The sequence below is a fragment of the Polynucleobacter sp. JS-JIR-5-A7 genome (assembly GCF_018687935.1).
GTDB lineage: Bacteria > Pseudomonadota > Gammaproteobacteria > Burkholderiales > Burkholderiaceae > Polynucleobacter.
Map to the genome: position 1 here is coordinate 1,949,096 of NZ_CP061308.1, position 16,888 is coordinate 1,965,983.

A 16,888-nucleotide genomic window follows, 5' to 3' on the forward strand; every position below is an offset into this window, starting at 1 on the left:
AGAATGAGTCCCAAAGACTGCGACATCTTGATTCATGGGGGCGGGCCTGTTGGGCTTGCCTGCGCTGCATGGATTTTACAAAAGTTTCCCGAAGCAAAACTGACGCTACTAGACCGTAATCCTGCCGATGACGCAGAGCTTGTAGCTGCTGATAGTAGGGGTATTGCCCTTTCACATGGTAGCAAGCTCCTACTAGATACGATCCATGCATGGCCATCAGATTGTGCTGATATCCATCGTGTACATGTCTCGCAAGCAGGTCGCTTTGGTCGCGCACTCATGACACGCGAAGAGCTTCGTCAGGATGCACTTGGTCACATTATTCGTTATCGTGATATTCACATTACGCTTCGCCAAGCCTTAAGAAATATTCAGGTAAAGAGCCCGAATTTTATTTGGCAACATATTGATAGCAATGTTGAGCATGACTATATCAATGCTCAGTGCGTAGTCCACGCCGAAGGCGGACTCTTTAAAAAACAAGATTGGGTGGAATCTGGTCGAGACTATGGGCAATCAGCCTTAGTAGGATTAGTTGAAGTAGAAAATGCCATACCTTATCAAGCCTGGGAGCGCTTTACTGCCGAAGGACCGCTGGCAGTATTACCGAGTCACTACGGGCCCAACATTCTTAATCTCGTTTGGTGTGGCTCACCAGAATCCTCACATCAACGTTTGCAATTTAGTGATGCTGAATTTTTAACATCCTTACAAAATGAATTTGGCTCACGCATTGGCCGTTTTCTCAAAATTCAAGATCGTCGTTTATATGAACTTGGCCTGAACTATCGCAAACAAATTACTAAAGACCATGAAGTATGGATTGGCAATGCAGCTCAAGCTTTGCATCCTGTTGCAGGTCAAGGCTTGAACTTAGGTTTACGAGATGCTTACTTATTAGCGGAAAAATTGGCGGGGCTATTTTCCAGCGCGCTTGATCAGCAAACAGCAGTGCAGATTCAAAATACTTTGGAAAGTTATGCACAAAGTCGTAAAGCCGATAGAACCACAACGATTGGTTTGACAGACTTGATGGCAAGAGTATTCACCTCAAATCTCGCCCCCGTAGTTGTCGCTCGAGGATTGGCATTATCAGCCCTTCAGTGGCTTCCACCAGTCAAAACAGCCTTGGCTCGCCAGATGATGTTTGGCAGGCGCTAAGGGGCTTCAAAAGCCTTCAAACTCCAAACATTCAGTAGTTCATCTGAAGCAAGTAATCTGCCTAAAAAATAGGCAGATTTTGGTCTGACTGTGCTAAAGTGTCATGCTTTCCGCAAAATACTCACCGAGTCGCCCCCGCAATAGATGAAGATTGGCCCTCATACCCTCGCAAATAGACTCTTTGTCGCGCCCATGGCAGGAGTAACAGATCGTCCATTCAGACAGCTTTGCAAGCAATTAGGTGCTGGGTATGCCGTCTCAGAAATGGTGGCTTCTAATGCCCTTTTGTGGAAAAGCGAAAAAACCCAACGTCGTGCCAATCACATTGGCGAATTCAAACCGATTGCAGTCCAAATTGCTGGTGCAGATCCCGCAATGATGGCTGCAGCAGCAAAAATGAATGTAGACCATGGTGCGCAAATTATCGACATCAATATGGGCTGCCCAGCAAAGAAAGTTTGTAACGTTGCTGCAGGCTCGGCACTACTCCGTGATGAACCACTTGTACAACAAATATTAGAAGCGGTTGTTAATGCAGTCGGCGTTGGCCCAGATGCAGTACCAGTGACTTTAAAAATTCGGACTGGCTGGGATCGTGAGCATAAAAATGCAATCGAGATTGCACGCCTTGCTGAAAATTCTGGCATCTCCATGCTTACCGTTCATGGCCGTACGCGTGCCGACCTTTATCTAGGTGAAGCAGAATATGAAACAATCACCGCCGTTAAAAACAGTGTGGATATTCCTGTGGTTGCGAATGGCGATATCAATAGCCCAGAAAAAGCTGTATTTGTTTTAGAAAGCACTGGTGCCGATGCCATCATGATTGGTCGTGCCGCACAAGGGCGCCCCTGGATCTTTCGTGAAATCAATCATTACTTAGAGACTGGTGGCAAGCTACCCACTCCAGAGATTAAAGAAATTCAGAAAATCATGAATGCCCATCTTTTAGATCACTATGAGTTCTACGGTGAACACATTGGCCTGCGCACAGCCCGCAAGCATATCGGCTGGTATTGCAAAGGTTTGCGAGACTCACATGCTTTTCGTCAGCGCATGAATACTGCAGATGATTGCAAAACCCAATTACAAATGGTCAATGATTATTTTGATGAAATGAAATCTCATTCTGACCGCCTACTCTTTTTAGAAGCAGCCTAATTTTTCGACTTTAAGCACCAAATTCATATATCAATTCATATTTATGACCAATAAACACCCGATCACCGAATGCATTGAAACACAATTACAGGTTTACTTAAATGACCTCAAGGGTACGCCACCAAACGGCATCTATCAAATGGTATTGGCTGTGGTAGAAAAACCAATGCTTGAACTCGTTATGCAACATGCCAAACAAAATCAATCTTTAGCTGCTCAGTACCTTGGCATCAACCGCAATACCCTGCATAAGAAATTAGTTGAACATCAGCTCATTAAATAAACAGTTATTTATTAAACCTTCCAAAACTTATGATCCGTACAGCGCTTCTCTCCGTATCCGATAAAAATGGCATTGTGTCTTTCGCTAAAGCTCTTCATGAGCAAGGAATCAAACTCATTTCTACCGGCGGTACAGCAAAGCTATTAGCCGAAAATAATCTGCCCGTAGTCGAAGTATCTTCTTTAACTCAATTTCCTGAAATGCTAGATGGCCGTGTAAAAACACTCCACCCAATGGTGCATGGTGGCTTATTGGCTCGCAGAGACTTTCCTGAGCACATGGCGGCCCTGAAGAAGCATGGCATCGACACAATCGATATGCTCGTAATCAATCTCTACCCCTTCAATGAGACAGTGGCAAAGGAAAGCTGCAACTTCGAGGATGCAGTTGAGAACATCGACATTGGTGGCCCTGCGATGTTACGTGCAGCAGCAAAAAATCATCAAGATGTCACCGTCTTAATTTCACCAGAAGATTACGCGCCAGTTTTGGCCGAAATGAAAGCTAACAACAATACAGTTTCATATAAGACAAACTTAGCATTGGCTAAAAAAGTATTTGCACATACTGCTCAATACGATGGTGCCATTGCCAATTATCTGTCCGCATTGGGCGATGACCTAGATCACAAAGCCCGCTCTGCTTATCCAAAAACGTTGCACCTGGCTTTTGAAAAAGTACAAGAGATGCGTTATGGCGAAAACCCACATCAATCTGCTGCGTTCTACAAAGATATTTACCCAGTAGCTGGCGCTCTTGCAAGCTATCAGCAGTTGCAAGGCAAAGAGCTTTCTTACAACAATATCGCTGATGCTGACTCTGCTTGGGAGTGTGTCAAAAGCTTTTCTGGTAATGCTGACGGCGCAGCAGCCTGCGTCATCATTAAGCATGCCAATCCCTGTGGCGTAGCTGTTGGCGCAACAGCACTAGAGGCCTATCAAAAAGCTTTTAAAACAGATCCGAGTTCAGCTTTTGGTGGAATTATTGCCTTTAACGTGCTCTGCGACGGCGCTGCTGCTGAGGCTATTTCCAAGCAATTTGTCGAAGTATTAATTGCTCCAAGCTTTAGCGATGAAGCGAAAGCCATTTTTGCAGTCAAGCAAAATGTACGTCTTCTGGAAATTCCACTCGGCACTGCATTTAATCATTTTGATTTCAAGCGTGTTGGCGGTGGTTTACTAGTTCAATCGCCAGATGCAAAGAATGTTCTTCAAAGTGAGATGCGCGTTGTTAGCCAAAGACAGCCAACCCCAAGCGAAATGAATGACATGATGTTTGCATGGCGAGTAGCCAAGTTCGTCAAATCCAATGCCATTGTGTATTGCGCTAATGGCATGACCCTCGGCATTGGCGCAGGCCAAATGAGCCGGGTTGACTCTGCACGTATGGCTAGCATTAAAGCTGAAAACGCAGGCTTAAGCCTAAAAGGCTCAGCAGTCGCCAGTGACGCCTTCTTTCCATTTCGCGATGGTCTGGATGTGGTTGTTAATGGCGGCGCGAGCTGTGCGATTCAACCAGGAGGCAGTATGCGTGATGATGAAATCATTTCTGCAGCAAATGAACATGGCATTGCCATGATCTTTACTGGCACTCGTCACTTCCGTCATTAAGCAAGGGAAGAAAAAATACGCATGCGTTGGATTGGAATCGACCCGGGTTTGCGTACTACTGGCTTTGGTGTCATCGATGTTGACGGCCAAAAACTGACCTATATAGCCTCTGGAACGATTGAAAGTGGTGATCCTGCCAAGGGCTTGCCTGAGCGCTTAGGCGCCCTCTATGCTGGCCTTAAAGAAGTTCTAGAAACCTATCGCCCAGAGTCTGCTGCAATTGAAGAAGTCTTTTTAAACGTTAATCCACGTTCAACTTTGATGTTAGGTCAAGCGAGAGGTGCTGTTATTGCCGCACTCGTTGCAGAAAAGCTCCCCGTTGCCGAATACAGTGCCCTTCGCGTTAAGCAAGCCATTGTTGGAACAGGTCGCGCAGCCAAGCCTCAAGTACAAGAGATGGTGAAACGTCTCCTCAGATTAAATCGTGCACCAGGGACTGATGCTTCTGATGCATTGGGCGTCGCCATCTGCGCGGCCCATCACGCTCAAATACCAAAAGCTATTACTGCGGCATTAACTTCCAAGAAACGCAGTAAGTAAAAATACACTTCACAGGTTAAGATCTCTACATGATTGGTCGTATTCAAGGAATCCTCGTTTCAATTCATCCACCTCGCCTCTTGGTCGATTGCCAAGGCATTGGTTATGAAGTGGATGTGCCCATGAGTACCTTGTATCAATTACCCCAAGCAGGTCAAAAAATCACCCTTCTCACTCACTTCCAAGTGCGTGAGGATGCGCAGCAACTCTTTGGTTTTGCTACGGAGACAGAGCGCGAAGCATTTCGACAGCTCATTAAGATCAGCGGTGTTGGCTCTAGAACTGCATTAGCGGTTCTCTCTGGCATGAGTGTGAACGAGTTGGCTCAAGCAATCGCTCTTCAAGAAGCTGGACGTCTGACCCAAGTTCCCGGGATTGGTAAAAAGACTGCTGAGCGTCTTTGCCTAGAACTGAAAGGTAAGCTTGCCCCAGACTTAGGAATTACTACCGGCAAACCTCAAGTATTAGATGCCAATAGTGAAGTGCTACAAGCACTGCTTGCTTTAGGCTATTCAGAAAAAGAAGCGCTCTTAGCCCTCAAGCAAATCCCGCCAGACACTTCAGTTTCCGATGGCATTCGGATGGGCTTAAAGTATTTATCTAAGACCTGATTAGCTAAACCCCACTAAACTGGCAGCATGGCAATTCATACAGACGACCTCAGCTCTATCCCTGAAGATTTACCGGAAAATAATGACCGCATTGTTAGTGGCGCGGCAGGTAATTCTGAAGCCGTGTTTGAAAGAGCTTTACGCCCAAAACAACTCGACGAGTATGTTGGCCAAACGAAAGCGCGTGCCCAATTAGAAATCTTCATTAGCGCCACTAGGGCACGTCAAGAAGCGCTTGATCATGTTTTGCTATTTGGTCCTCCAGGTCTTGGTAAAACTACGCTTGCACACATCATTGCGCGAGAGTTGGGCGTCAACTTGCGCCAAACCAGCGGTCCTGTTCTAGATAGGCCTGGCGACCTCGCTGCATTGTTAACGAATTTAGAAACCAATGATGTGCTCTTCATTGATGAAATTCACCGTCTCTCTCCAGTAGTTGAGGAGATCCTGTATCCAGCGCTCGAAGACTATAGCCTTGACATCATGATTGGCGAAGGGCCTGCAGCGCGTAGCGTCAAGATCGACCTCAAACCATTTACCTTAATTGGCGCAACGACTCGCGCAGGTATGCTTACCAACCCATTGCGTGATCGCTTTGGAATTGTGGCAAGACTCGAGTTCTACACCACTGAAGAGCTCACCAAAATCATCAATCGCTCGGCAAATTTGCTTAAGGCAAGTATTGATCCAGAGGGATCTATAGAGATTGCAAAACGTGCTCGTGGCACTCCGCGTATTGCCAATCGCTTACTGCGTCGTGTACGTGACTATGCAGAAGTAAAAGGCACTGGCACGATTACCAAAGCCATGGCTGATGCCGCACTGAAGATGTTGGATGTTGATCCAAGTGGTTTTGATGTGATGGATAGAAAATTGCTTGAAGCTATCTTGCACAAGTTTGATGGAGGTCCAGTCGGGATTGATAACCTAGCTGCAGCGATTGGCGAGGAACGTGACACGATAGAGGATGTCTTAGAGCCTTACCTCATTCAGCAAGGCTATCTACAGAGAACGTCTCGTGGTCGTGTAGCAACACGGCAAGCTTATGAGCACTTTGGTTTAACCCCACCTAGTGGCAGTGCTAGCCTAGACCTCTAAACTCATTAACTCAGCGTTACCTTAGCAAACTTACGCTTACCAACCTGCACAACATAGGTTCCAGCCTCAATTTTGGCTTGTTTATCTGTTACGGTAGCACCATCAATCTTTACACCACTTTGCTCAACATTACGCATCGCTTCTGATGTAGATGGTGCTAAGCCGGCAGCCTTGAGGAGGCTGGCAATTCCCATGGGGGCTCCAGAGAGATTTACTTCTGGGATGTCATCAGGGACACCGCCTTTAGCACGGTGATTAAAGTCTTCTAAGGCTTTTTCTGCCGCAGCCTGAGAATGAAAACGCGCAACGATTTCTTGCGCAAGCAATACTTTGCAGTCTTTTGGGTTTCGTCCAGCAGCAACTTCTTGCTTCATCAAATCAATTTCTGACATTGGGCGGAATGACAGCAATGTGAAGTAATCCCACATCAAATCATCTGAGATGCTTAAGAGCTTGCCAAACATATCTCCAGCGGGCTCACTAATACCGATGTAATTCCCTTTGGACTTACTCATCTTCTCAACGCCATCCAAACCAACCAAGAGCGGCATAGTCAAAATACATTGAGGCTCTTGGCCATACTCACGCTGGAGTTCACGACCAACCAAGAGATTAAATTTTTGATCAGTACCACCAAGCTCTAAATCACTCTTTAGAGCAACCGAGTCATAGCCCTGCATCAAAGGATATAAGAACTCATGAATAGAAATCGGTACACCATTGCGATAGCGTTTCGTAAAGTCATCGCGCTCTAGCATACGAGCAACGGTATGTTTCGCAGCCAACTGAATCATGCCGCGTGCGCCTAAAGGATCACACCATTCGCTGTTATAGCGCACTTCTGTTTTAGCCGGATCGAGCACCATGCTTGCTTGACGATAATAAGTCTCGGCATTAACAGCAATCTCTTCTGCAGTTAATGGTGGACGAGTAGCATTGCGGCCCGATGGATCGCCGATCATGCTGGTGAAGTCACCGATCAAGAAAATCACGGTATGACCCAAATCTTGCAACTGACGTAATTTATTCAGAACAACCGTATGACCTAAATGAATATCAGGAGCAGTTGGATCCAAACCCAGTTTGATTCTGAGTGGGGTCTTAGTGGCCTGGCTACGAGCCAGCTTTTGTATCCAGTCAGCCTCAACTAATAGCTCATCACAGCCACGTTTGGTGACTTCGAGTGCAGTAAAGACTTCGGGGGTCAAAGGATATTTTTGTTCAGGTTTAGCCGTCATGCTGATTCGGTTAACTGTTTCAGTTAAATTAGTATTTAAATTGCTAAAGCATAATTGTCGCATCCTTGAGAGCTAAACCCAGAACCCCATGAACAAGTCCGATTCCCATTACATTGGCCTAATGTCTGGCACCAGCCTGGATGGGATTGATGCCGTTCTAGCAAAAATTGGGCCCAATGGTCGAACGAGCGCAGTAGAGGCTGTTAGCGCACCCTTTGCCCCCGATCTTCGAAAAGCCCTTTTTGAGCTGCAAGCTACAGGCCCCAATGAGCTCGATAGGGAGAGGCAGGCTGGTAATGCCTTGGCCCTAGCCTATGCCGAGGCAGTGGTCACATTACTTAACAAAGCGAATTTGCAGGCATCGGATATCACTGCTATTGGCGCCCATGGGCAAACTATTCGCCATCAGCCTCATCTTGGAGATTTAGCATACACACACCAAACCCTCAATCCAGCTCTCTTAGCCGAAAAGACCGGTATTGATGTCATTGCAGATTTTAGAAGTCGCGATCTTGCTGCTGGCGGTCAGGGTGCCCCATTAGTTCCCGCTTTTCATGCACAACAATTTTCTGCAACAAAAAGCATCGCAGTCTTAAATATTGGCGGCATCGCTAATCTCACTCTTCTTCCAAATGGCGGTGAAATTACTGGTTTTGATTGTGGCCCTGGAAATATCTTGATGGACGCTTGGATACATCAACATCAAGGAAATACTTTTGATGAGAATGGTAAATGGGCATTAAAAGGTAAAGTGAATACAGAGCTGCTGGCAAGAATGTTGTCAGATCCCTTCTTTGCAAAAGCTCCACCAAAAAGTACGGGAAGAGATGATTTTCATCTTAACTGGTTACAAGAAAAACTAGGGGATGTGAATCATTCCATTGAAGATGTGCAAGCAACCCTATTGCACCTAAGCGCTCATTCAGCGCTAGAAGCCTTGGTACGTCATGGCCCACAAACCCAGAAGCTGATTGTCTGCGGAGGCGGCGCCAAAAACCAAGCCTTGATGAATTTACTCAAAGTGAAGGCACAGCATTTCTTTACAGAGCCTTTAGAAATTACAACGAGTGATTCTGTTAGTATCGATCCGCAATTCGTTGAAGGCCTCGCTTTTGCTTGGCTTGCCTGGGCTCATAAAGAAAAACGGCCAGCAAATTTGCCAGCCGTTACAGGAGCGAAGGGACCCAGAATTCTAGGTGCTTGTTATCCAGCGTAGTAGATTTTTAAGCGGAGAAAGAAGAGCCACAACCACAAGTGGTTGTGGCATTTGGATTCTTAATCACAAATTGTGAGCCGTTGATGTCCTCTTTGTAATCAATCTCAGCGCCCACTAAATATTGGAAGCTCATTGAATCGACTAACAAAGTAACACCATTCTTTTCAAAAAGGGTGTCATCTTCATTCACAGCATCATCAAATGTGAAGCCGTATTGAAAACCTGAGCAACCACCGCCTTGAACGAACACACGTAACTTCAACTCTGGATTACCTTCTTCAGCAATCAAGTCAGCCACTTTTGCAGCAGCGCTATCCGTGAACACCAAAGGGGTTGGTGGCTCGGCTAAATCTTGTGCAGGTTGCGTAGCTAATTGGGTCATGATTTACTCCTAATTCAAAAGACGATAACTCTATTCTAGGCTTTAAATGCCCGGTCTGCTGAAGGGTCATTACTGATCACCCAGATACCCGATTATGGAGAAACGGCTATTTGGTTAAGCCCAGTAGTTTCTGGCAAGCCAAACATGAGGTTCATGCACTGTACGCCCTGACCTGAAGCACCCTTCACTAGATTGTCTTCCACTACCAAAATGACCAAAGTGTCCCCATCTCCTGGCCGGTGGATCGCAATCCGAATGCCATTACTACCTCGCACTGAACGCGTCTCTGGATGACTGCCAGCAGGCATTACATCGACAAAAGGCTCGCCCTGATAGAAGTTCTCATAGAGCTTTTGGTAGTCAACATCCATTCCAGCCTCGGTCAGGCGCACATACAAAGTCGAGTGAATGCCTCTTACCATCGGGGTGAGATGCGGCACAAATGTCAGACCAATCTGATCGTGACCTGCAATCGCCTTCAAACCTTGCACGATTTCAGGAAGATGGCGATGGCCTTTAACACCATAGGCTTTGAAGTTATCACTTGCCTCAGATAGCAATGTACCAATCTCGGCTTTACGTCCAGCACCGGAGGTTCCTGACTTGGAGTCAGAAATAATGTGATTGCCATCAATCAACTGCTTACCGCCATTAGCTTTTGGAGAGAGTAATGGTGCAAGCCCAAGTTGCACTGAAGTTGGATAACAACCAGCTAAGCCGACAACACGTGCTTTTTTAATAGCCTCGCGGTTTATCTCCGCCAAACCATAAACAGCTTCAGCCAAAATCTCTGGGCAGCTATGTTCCATGCCATACCACTTGGCAAATTCTTTAACATCTTTCAAACGGAAGTCCGCCGCAAGATCCAAAATCTTCACATTGCTTGCAAGCAATTCTTTTGCTTGTGCCATTGCAACACCATGCGGGGTTGCAAAGAACACTGCATCACATTCGTTTAATTTGGCTTCATCCGGTGTTGTAAATTTCAGATCAACACGACCACGCAAAGATGGGAACATTTCGGCTACTGGCATACCAGCCTCAGTGCGAGATGTAATAGCAACTATTTTGACTTCAGGATGCTGGGCCAATAAACGCAGTAGCTCAACCCCGGTATATCCTGTACCGCCAACGATGCCAACCTTAATCATGTCTTTCTCCAAAATCCTGTATTCCTAATCACTCTATTTTTGCAGAGTAATACAACATTCTTACAATTTGCTTCATTGTAGAAACAAAAAGGGCCGCTTGCGCGACCCTTTCGATAAAACTGAAGCGACTGAAAGAATTAGCGCTTGCTGAACTGCTTACGACGACGAGCGCCATGCAGACCAACTTTTTTACGCTCAACTTCACGAGCATCGCGGGTAACCAAGCCTGCTTTAGACAGAGCTGGCTTCAGAGCGTTGTCGTAATCGATCAATGCACGAGTTACGCCGTGACGAACTGCACCAGCTTGGCCAGTTTCACCGCCACCAGAAACGTTTACTTTGATATCAAAGGTCGTTAAGTGGGCTGTGAGAGCCAAAGGCTGACGAGCGATCATGCGCGATGTTTCACGAGCAAAATAAGCATCGATAGGCTTACCGTTAACAGTAATTTCGCCTTTGCCAGATTTAATAAAAACGCGCGCAACAGAACTCTTGCGGCGACCGGTACCGTAATTCCAATTTCCGTAATTAATAGCCATTTGGTTTCCTTAAATCTCTAACGCTTTAGGCTGTTGAGCCGTGTGCGGATGATTAGCATCGCCATATACTTTCAATTTCTTGATCATGGCATAGCCTAGTGGGCCTTTTGGCAACATACCCTTCACAGCCTTCTCCAAAGCGCGGCCTGGAAAACGGTCTTGCATCTTGTCGAAGTTAGTCGAGCTAATACCACCTGGGTATCCGCTGTGACGGTAATAAATCTTGTTCAAGCCTTTTGTGCCAGTGACACGTAGCTTAGATGAATTGATCACGACGATAAAGTCGCCAGTATCAATGTGTGGTGTGAATTCAGGCTTGTGCTTGCCGCGTAGACGGTGTGCCACTTCACTGGCGACACGACCGAGGACTTTGTCCGTAGCGTCAATCACGAACCATTCACGCTTTACCTCATGGGATTTTGCGGAAAAAGTTTTCATGATTTCTCAAATTGTTATAGTCAAAAAATTACCCCAACCAAACTACGTCCACCTTGGCCCTGCTTATGTTTGCAAGCTCGCAGATTCTGCAATCTAACTGGTACAACAAATCACCGCTGACTGGTTCGGTAATTCAGTAAAGCCTCGAATTGTAACCCAAAAAAAACCCAGGAACGAGTCCTGGGTTGGAATCCACCTATGTTTGGGTGGAGGAGACACTGGGTGGTAAGTCGCAGTCTTATACAAGACTGACTACCAATATGGTTATTCTACACAAGATTTATGGTGCAATGCAAGAAAATTGACCAAAATCAATTTTCTGATGTTTTTTAGCCTAAATTTAGGACAATACTAATGTATAGAAATTGGTAAACTATTGATAATATTGATTAATTTATTAAGTTAAGGATCACTGATATGGAATGTCGAGTCTCTTGGTTGGGTAATGGCGGTATGGCTTTTTCAGCTGAAACTGGCAGTGGGCACCTCGTCAATATGGATGGCGCCCCTGAAGCAGGCGGCAGAAACCTAGCTCCAAGGCCGATGGAACTCCTTCTGGCTGGAGCTGGAGGTTGTTCCGCATTCGATGTGGTTTTAATCCTACAAAAGGCTCGCCAAGCAGTTACAGCCTGCGATGTCACCCTTCAGGCAGAGAGGGCCTCTGAGGACCCCAAAGTCTTTACCAAGATTAATTTGCACTTCATCGTTAAAGGCAAAGATTTAGAGCAAACCAAAGTGGATCGCGCCGTGAAGCTTTCTCATGAAAAGTATTGCTCCGCCACTACCATGCTGGCTAAAACTGCTGAGCTGACTTACAGCGTCGAAGTCATTACGGAATAAGTGCAGAGTCAATCGATAAGCCGGATTCTGTCGCCTAGATTCGCACCTAGGGGCAATCATTCCTCTAGGCCGTTAGTTACCTAACGGCTCAAGCTCCCTACCCGCAGACTCAGCGGGACGCCTCATCGTCTGCATACTTGGGATTGCTCCAGGTGGAGGTTACCGCGTTTCACCGTAACTAAATACGCTCGTCTCTGTGGCCCTATTCCTCACGTCACCGTGGATGGCCGTTAGCCATCACCCTACCCTGTGGAGTCCGGACTTTCCTCCCCCTCAATAAAGAGGCGGCGATTGCCTAATTGACTCTGCGCCTGCAGTCTAACGCAGACGGAGCAAATTGGCTTGAAAACGAAATACTAGCGTATGTAGATTTAAATCAGCGACCAGGCGATTGTTTCGCCTGCGCGTAGCGGCACAATCGTCGTATCACCTAAAGGCAATTCTGCAGGAATACTTTGCGCCTGTTTGGAAAGAGTAATTTTTTTACTATTGCGTGGCAAAGAATAAAAATCAGGACCAAAGAAACTGGCGAACCCTTCCAATTTATCCAATTTACCAACACTCTCGAATGCCTCAGCATATAAACCCAAAGCATTAAATGCACTATAGCAACCAGCACAACCGCAAGCAGCCTCTTTAGCGCCCTTCGCATGTGGCGCGCTATCGGTACCCAAGAAGAAACGAGGATTGCTGCTAGTAGCAGCCTCTAGCAAGGCAACGCGATGCTCTTCACGCTTGAGTACTGGTAAACAGTAGTTGTGTGGACGAATACCGCCAGCAAAGATCGCATTGCGGTTCATGAGCAAATGCTGTGGGGTGATCGTCGCAACAATCGTATTCTTTCCGTCAGTTGAGGCATCACGCACATAGTGCGCCGCCTGTTTTGTCGTAATGTGCTCAAACACTATTTTGAGCTCAGGAAAATCTTTGCGCAATGGCTCCAGAACTTGATCAATAAATACAGCTTCGCGATCAAAGATATCAACGTCAGCATGAGTCACTTCACCATGCACTAGCAAAGGCATTCCAACAGTTTGCATCGCCTCTAAAGCTTGATAGCAACGCTTAATATCACTAACACCCGCATCGCTATTTGTCGTAGCACCTGCAGGATATAGCTTGAATCCAACTATGCCTTCTGCCTTAGCTTTACGCACCTCATCTGCTGAAGTGTTATCAATTAGATATAAAGTCATCAGCGGCGTAAAACTGCCAATACCTAATGATTTCAAATTCGATTCAATGCGAGCTTGATAAGCCTTGGCCAAATCCACGGTAGTGACTGGTGGCTTCAGGTTTGGCATGATGATCGCGCGTGCAAATTGACGAGCAGTGTCAGCTAATACATCCTTCATTACTTCGCCATCACGAATGTGTAAATGCCAATCGTCTGGCTGAATTAATTCAATTTGTATGGGACTATTGGACATCATTATTTATCGAGCAAGATAATGCGGAAATCATTCACATTTGTGAGTGTAGGGCCAGTTTCCACTAAAGCCCCTAATTCTGCAAAGAAACCGTAGCAATCATGTGCCGCCAAGAATGTTTCTGGCACAAGTCCTTGAGGTTGAGCTAGTTTTCGAACTTCACCATCAAACCATGCGCCGGCATTTTTCTCGCTACCATCAATACCGTCGGTGTCTGCGGCTAAGGCAGCAATCTTGGATAAATCTGCACTAGCAGCAAAAAGAGATAAGAGATATTCACTACAACGGCCGCCGCGCCCCTTAAGCCCTGCAGGAATCGTTACCGTGCATTCACCACCAGAAATAAGAGCCAAGGGCTTGTCACCTTTGGCTAAATACTCACGAACCAAATTTGCTTGACTCACTCCAACCTCTTGAGCTTCACCGGTAATGGTGTCACCCAGAACAACAGGTTCATATCCTTGAGTACGTACATAATCAGCTGCTGCTTCTAAACTTTTATATGCGGTAGCAATCACATGATTGGCTACTTGCGCATCTACCAAATCAATGTCTTTTAAGGTTTCTGGCTTCTCTCCGGCTAAACCTTGCTTGAGATGAGTCAAAACAGTTGTAGGTATGGTGTCATGACCCAAGCGATATTTTTCTAAGATATTCAGTGCATCTAAATAAGTTGAATAGTCAGCAGCACAAGGACCGCTCGCAATATCTGCTGGAGAATCCCCAGTCACATCTGAAATTAATAAAGCTTCAACACGAGCACCGCGCGCAATCGCAACCCTTGCTAAGTTGCCACCCAGAATTGCTGATAAATGTTTGCGCACTATATTCATCTCTTCAATCGGTGCACCACTGCGCAGGAGTGCCTCAGTAGTCTTGCGCATATCTTCAATCGAAATGCCCTCGACCGGCAAGGTTAGAAGACTAGAGCCGCCGCCTGACACCAGAGCAATTAAGACATCCCCAGCTTGAAGTTCATTAGCCAAAGCCAACACTTCCTTTGCGCCATCCATACCAGCTTGATCAGGTACCGGATGACCAGCCTCCACAATCTTAATGTGAGACGTTGGAGAGCTGTGGCCATAGCGCGTCAGAACCACACCATTTATCTTTGTCTGGGGCCAGCTTGCTTTTGCATAAGACTCTAGGGCACTTGCCATAGATGCACTTGCTTTGCCGGCACCAACTACCAAGCATTTACCTTGTGGCTCCTGCCCAAATGGAAATATCTTTGCTAAGTATTGCGGGACAATCACCTGCGGATCGGCTACCGATACGGCAGCAGCAAAGGCATTCTTGAGAATAGCCTCTGTAGTAAGTGATAGATTGATTTGCTGCGTCATGAAGCTATTCTAATCAAGTGCCGCTCGTTCCTGCATTTGCCACATCTCGGCATACCTCCCATTAGCAGCCAGTAACTCAGGATGAGTGCCACGCTCCACAATCTGACCATGATCCATCACCAAGATTTGATCGGCATGAATAATGGTTGAAAGTCGATGTGCAATGATCAGAGTTGTTCGATTTTTGGCTAAACCGAGTAATTCTTCCTGAAAAGCCCTCTCCGTTTTAGAGTCTAAAGCTGAAGTAGCCTCATCAAAAATCAACATTGCGGGTTTTTTAAGTAAAGTTCTGGCAATTGCCACACGCTGCTTTTCGCCACCTGATAACTTCAAGCCCCGCTCGCCCACTTGGGTCTCATAACCCTCAGGCAAACGTTTAATAAAGCCATCGATTTGCGCTGCCCTTGCAGCCTCATGAACTTCATCAATTGTTGCTGAAGGATCACCATAGGCAATGTTGTAACCAATGGTGTCATTGAACAAAACCGTATCTTGGGGAACGATGCCAATGGCCTTACGTAAACTTGCCTGCGTCACATCTTGAAGATTTTGACCATCAATCAAGATTTTTCCAGACTGCACATCATAGAATCGAAAGAGCAATCTAGCTAAGGTACTCTTGCCTGCACCACTTTGACCCACAACCGCAGTAATAGTACCGGCGGGAATGTTGAAGCTGACATCACGCAAAATTTCACGCTTAGCATCGTAATGAAAAGATACATTCTCAAAACGGACGTCTGGCCCGTGACCACGATGATCGATTCGTAATGGATGTGCATTCGGTGAATCAGCAATCTCTTTATCGGTATTGAGCAATGAAAACATTCGCTCCATGTCCGTTAGAGACTGTTTGATCTCGCGATAAATCACACCCAAGAAATTGAGTGGAATATACAACTGGATCATTAAAGTGTTTACTAATACAAGGTCGCCAAGAGTCATGGTGCCTTCTACTACACCGAGTGTAGCGCGCCACAAAATTAAGACTAAGCTAATGGCAATGATTGTTTGCTGTCCAAAGTTGAGAACTGCTAAAGATTTTTGCGACTTAATAGCAGCGGCCTGGTAGCGCACTAAATTTTTGTCGTAACGACTAGCTTCAAAAGCCTCATTACCAAAATACTTTACCGTCTCAAAATTTAATAAAGAATCAATGGCTTTCTGATTCGCCTTTGAATCCATGTCATTCATAGTCTTGCGAAAATGGGTACGCCACTCAGTGACTACTACAGTAAATACGATATAGAAAACCAAAGCGCATAAGGTAATTGCTGCAAACCAAAAATCATATGAGTACGCCAAATAGCCCAACACCAAAATGAACTCAACAAGCGTTGGTAGGATGCTATAGAGGGAATAAGAGATTAGCGACTGAATACCTCGAGTACCACGTTCAATATCCCGACTGACTCCTCCAGTTTGACGAGCCAGATGAAAGCTCAGCGCCAAAGCGTGTAAATGCTCAAAGACCTGGAGAGCCACTTTGCGGACAGCATTTTGGGTCACCCTAGCGAAGAGAAACTCACGCAACTCAGCAAACAAGGAGGCAGCCATTCGGAGGAGCCCGTAAGCCAGAATGAGCCCCACTGGAACTACAAGTAAGACTTGTGGAGAGTCCGCCCTGAGGTTTAAATCATCAATTAAACGCTTCAGCAAAATAGGGATGCCTAGATTAGTAACCTTAGCAGCCACTAAGCAAGCCAGAGCAATCGCAACTCTAAATTTATATTCCAGTAGATAGGGAATTAAATCGCGAATAACCTTCCAGTCACTTCCCTGTGAGGGCTTGGAATCTGCGCTACCGTGATGGTGTCCCGATGAATGTCTCATCGCTCTATCTTATT

At 46.1% G+C, this 16,888-nt stretch carries 17 protein-coding genes and 1 other RNA gene; 9 read left to right on the top strand and 9 right to left on the bottom strand.

The window, feature by feature from the left end:
- Window positions 1–3: 3 nt before the first annotated feature.
- The 7 genes from AOC29_RS10125 to ruvB all read left to right on the top strand — a co-directional run bounded on the left by AOC29_RS10125 (window position 4) and on the right by ruvB (window position 6,464).
- Window positions 4–1,161, top strand: a complete 1,158-nt coding sequence (locus tag AOC29_RS10125; RefSeq protein ID WP_215295865.1) for an FAD-dependent monooxygenase — start codon at window positions 4–6, stop codon at window positions 1,159–1,161.
- A gap of 144 nt (window positions 1,162–1,305) precedes the next feature.
- Window positions 1,306–2,322 carry a tRNA dihydrouridine synthase DusB gene (gene dusB / locus AOC29_RS10130; RefSeq protein ID WP_215295866.1) on the top strand — a complete coding sequence of 339 codons (1,017 nt, stop codon included), beginning with the start codon at window positions 1,306–1,308 and terminating at the stop codon, window positions 2,320–2,322.
- A gap of 43 nt (window positions 2,323–2,365) precedes the next feature.
- Window positions 2,366–2,605: a helix-turn-helix domain-containing protein gene (locus AOC29_RS10135; protein WP_215295867.1), complete on the top strand. Its 240-nt coding sequence runs from the start codon at window positions 2,366–2,368 to the stop codon at window positions 2,603–2,605.
- Window positions 2,606–2,634: 29 nt separating this feature from the next.
- Window positions 2,635–4,215 (top strand): bifunctional phosphoribosylaminoimidazolecarboxamide formyltransferase/IMP cyclohydrolase, encoded by a 1,581-nt coding sequence (gene purH, locus AOC29_RS10140; protein ID WP_215295868.1) that lies wholly within the window; start codon window positions 2,635–2,637, stop codon window positions 4,213–4,215.
- Between the two features lie 21 nt (window positions 4,216–4,236).
- Entirely contained in the window at window positions 4,237–4,755 is a 519-nt protein-coding gene (ruvC, locus tag AOC29_RS10145; protein ID WP_215295869.1) for a crossover junction endodeoxyribonuclease RuvC, read from the top strand.
- A gap of 29 nt (window positions 4,756–4,784) precedes the next feature.
- Window positions 4,785–5,366: a Holliday junction branch migration protein RuvA gene (gene ruvA / locus AOC29_RS10150; protein ID WP_215295870.1), complete on the top strand. Its 582-nt coding sequence runs from the start codon at window positions 4,785–4,787 to the stop codon at window positions 5,364–5,366.
- A gap of 27 nt (window positions 5,367–5,393) precedes the next feature.
- Entirely contained in the window at window positions 5,394–6,464 is a 1,071-nt protein-coding gene (gene ruvB / locus AOC29_RS10155) for a Holliday junction branch migration DNA helicase RuvB (RefSeq protein WP_215295871.1), read from the top strand.
- 5 nt (window positions 6,465–6,469) lie between these two features.
- Here ruvB and tyrS read toward each other — a convergent pair whose 3' ends face one another.
- Window positions 6,470–7,702 carry a tyrosine--tRNA ligase gene (gene tyrS, locus AOC29_RS10160; protein ID WP_215295872.1) on the bottom strand — a complete coding sequence of 411 codons (1,233 nt, stop codon included), beginning with the start codon at window positions 7,700–7,702 and terminating at the stop codon, window positions 6,470–6,472.
- An 88-nt stretch (window positions 7,703–7,790) separates the two neighbouring features.
- On the opposite strand from tyrS, the gene AOC29_RS10165 reads away from it, so the two are divergent.
- Window positions 7,791–8,918 carry an anhydro-N-acetylmuramic acid kinase gene (locus AOC29_RS10165; protein ID WP_215295873.1) on the top strand — a complete coding sequence of 376 codons (1,128 nt, stop codon included), beginning with the start codon at window positions 7,791–7,793 and terminating at the stop codon, window positions 8,916–8,918.
- A 7-nt stretch (window positions 8,919–8,925) separates the two neighbouring features.
- On the opposite strand, the gene erpA is transcribed toward AOC29_RS10165, so the two are convergent.
- The 4 genes from erpA to rplM form a co-directional block, all read right to left on the bottom strand.
- Complete coding sequence (erpA, locus tag AOC29_RS10170; protein WP_215295874.1) at window positions 8,926–9,300, bottom strand: iron-sulfur cluster insertion protein ErpA; 375 nt, start codon at window positions 9,298–9,300, stop codon at window positions 8,926–8,928.
- 92 nt (window positions 9,301–9,392) lie between these two features.
- Window positions 9,393–10,451, bottom strand: a complete 1,059-nt coding sequence (gene argC / locus AOC29_RS10175) for an N-acetyl-gamma-glutamyl-phosphate reductase (protein WP_215295875.1) — start codon at window positions 10,449–10,451, stop codon at window positions 9,393–9,395.
- Window positions 10,452–10,588: 137 nt separating this feature from the next.
- The gene (gene rpsI / locus AOC29_RS10180) at window positions 10,589–10,990 is read right to left on the bottom strand and encodes a 30S ribosomal protein S9 (RefSeq protein WP_076023685.1); all 402 of its coding nucleotides are present in this window, start codon (window positions 10,988–10,990) and stop codon (window positions 10,589–10,591) included.
- A gap of 9 nt (window positions 10,991–10,999) precedes the next feature.
- On the bottom strand, window positions 11,000–11,428 hold the full coding sequence (gene rplM, locus AOC29_RS10185; protein WP_215295876.1) for a 50S ribosomal protein L13: 429 nt from the start codon (window positions 11,426–11,428) through the stop codon (window positions 11,000–11,002).
- Window positions 11,429–11,845: 417 nt separating this feature from the next.
- Between rplM and AOC29_RS10190 the strand changes: the two genes are divergently transcribed.
- Window positions 11,846–12,268 carry an OsmC family protein gene (locus AOC29_RS10190; RefSeq protein WP_215295877.1) on the top strand — a complete coding sequence of 141 codons (423 nt, stop codon included), beginning with the start codon at window positions 11,846–11,848 and terminating at the stop codon, window positions 12,266–12,268.
- On the opposite strand, the gene rnpB is transcribed toward AOC29_RS10190, so the two are convergent.
- From rnpB to AOC29_RS10210, 4 genes are all read right to left on the bottom strand, one after another.
- An RNA gene (rnpB, locus tag AOC29_RS10195) (RNase P RNA component class A) lies at window positions 12,269–12,575 on the bottom strand. It abuts the gene before it with no gap.
- 64 nt (window positions 12,576–12,639) lie between these two features.
- The gene (pyrC, locus tag AOC29_RS10200) at window positions 12,640–13,698 is read right to left on the bottom strand and encodes a dihydroorotase (protein ID WP_215297507.1); all 1,059 of its coding nucleotides are present in this window, start codon (window positions 13,696–13,698) and stop codon (window positions 12,640–12,642) included.
- A 2-nt stretch (window positions 13,699–13,700) separates the two neighbouring features.
- The gene (locus tag AOC29_RS10205; protein WP_215295878.1) at window positions 13,701–15,041 is read right to left on the bottom strand and encodes a glycerate kinase; all 1,341 of its coding nucleotides are present in this window, start codon (window positions 15,039–15,041) and stop codon (window positions 13,701–13,703) included.
- 9 nt (window positions 15,042–15,050) lie between these two features.
- The gene (locus AOC29_RS10210) at window positions 15,051–16,874 is read right to left on the bottom strand and encodes an ABC transporter ATP-binding protein/permease (RefSeq protein WP_215295879.1); all 1,824 of its coding nucleotides are present in this window, start codon (window positions 16,872–16,874) and stop codon (window positions 15,051–15,053) included.
- Window positions 16,875–16,888 lie beyond the last annotated feature (14 nt).

Excerpts from the sequence above, each read along its gene's own strand:
- AOC29_RS10125 (WP_215295865.1), top strand. The coding sequence starts at position 4 with ATGAGTCCCAAAGACTGCGACATCTTGATTCATGGGGGCGGGCCTGTT.
- dusB (WP_215295866.1), top strand. The coding sequence starts at position 1,306 with ATGAAGATTGGCCCTCATACCCTCGCAAATAGACTCTTTGTCGCGCCC.
- AOC29_RS10135 (WP_215295867.1), top strand. The coding sequence starts at position 2,366 with ATGACCAATAAACACCCGATCACCGAATGCATTGAAACACAATTACAG.
- purH (WP_215295868.1), top strand. The coding sequence starts at position 2,635 with ATGATCCGTACAGCGCTTCTCTCCGTATCCGATAAAAATGGCATTGTG.
- ruvC (WP_215295869.1), top strand. The coding sequence starts at position 4,237 with ATGCGTTGGATTGGAATCGACCCGGGTTTGCGTACTACTGGCTTTGGT.
- ruvA (WP_215295870.1), top strand. The coding sequence starts at position 4,785 with ATGATTGGTCGTATTCAAGGAATCCTCGTTTCAATTCATCCACCTCGC.
- ruvB (WP_215295871.1), top strand. The coding sequence starts at position 5,394 with ATGGCAATTCATACAGACGACCTCAGCTCTATCCCTGAAGATTTACCG.
- tyrS (WP_215295872.1), bottom strand. The coding sequence starts at position 7,702 with ATGACGGCTAAACCTGAACAAAAATATCCTTTGACCCCCGAAGTCTTT.
- AOC29_RS10165 (WP_215295873.1), top strand. The coding sequence starts at position 7,791 with ATGAACAAGTCCGATTCCCATTACATTGGCCTAATGTCTGGCACCAGC.
- erpA (WP_215295874.1), bottom strand. The coding sequence starts at position 9,300 with ATGACCCAATTAGCTACGCAACCTGCACAAGATTTAGCCGAGCCACCA.
- argC (WP_215295875.1), bottom strand. The coding sequence starts at position 10,451 with ATGATTAAGGTTGGCATCGTTGGCGGTACAGGATATACCGGGGTTGAG.
- rpsI (WP_076023685.1), bottom strand. The coding sequence starts at position 10,990 with ATGGCTATTAATTACGGAAATTGGAATTACGGTACCGGTCGCCGCAAG.
- rplM (WP_215295876.1), bottom strand. The coding sequence starts at position 11,428 with ATGAAAACTTTTTCCGCAAAATCCCATGAGGTAAAGCGTGAATGGTTC.
- AOC29_RS10190 (WP_215295877.1), top strand. The coding sequence starts at position 11,846 with ATGGAATGTCGAGTCTCTTGGTTGGGTAATGGCGGTATGGCTTTTTCA.
- pyrC (WP_215297507.1), bottom strand. The coding sequence starts at position 13,698 with ATGTCCAATAGTCCCATACAAATTGAATTAATTCAGCCAGACGATTGG.
- AOC29_RS10205 (WP_215295878.1), bottom strand. The coding sequence starts at position 15,041 with ATGACGCAGCAAATCAATCTATCACTTACTACAGAGGCTATTCTCAAG.
- AOC29_RS10210 (WP_215295879.1), bottom strand. The coding sequence starts at position 16,874 with ATGAGACATTCATCGGGACACCATCACGGTAGCGCAGATTCCAAGCCC.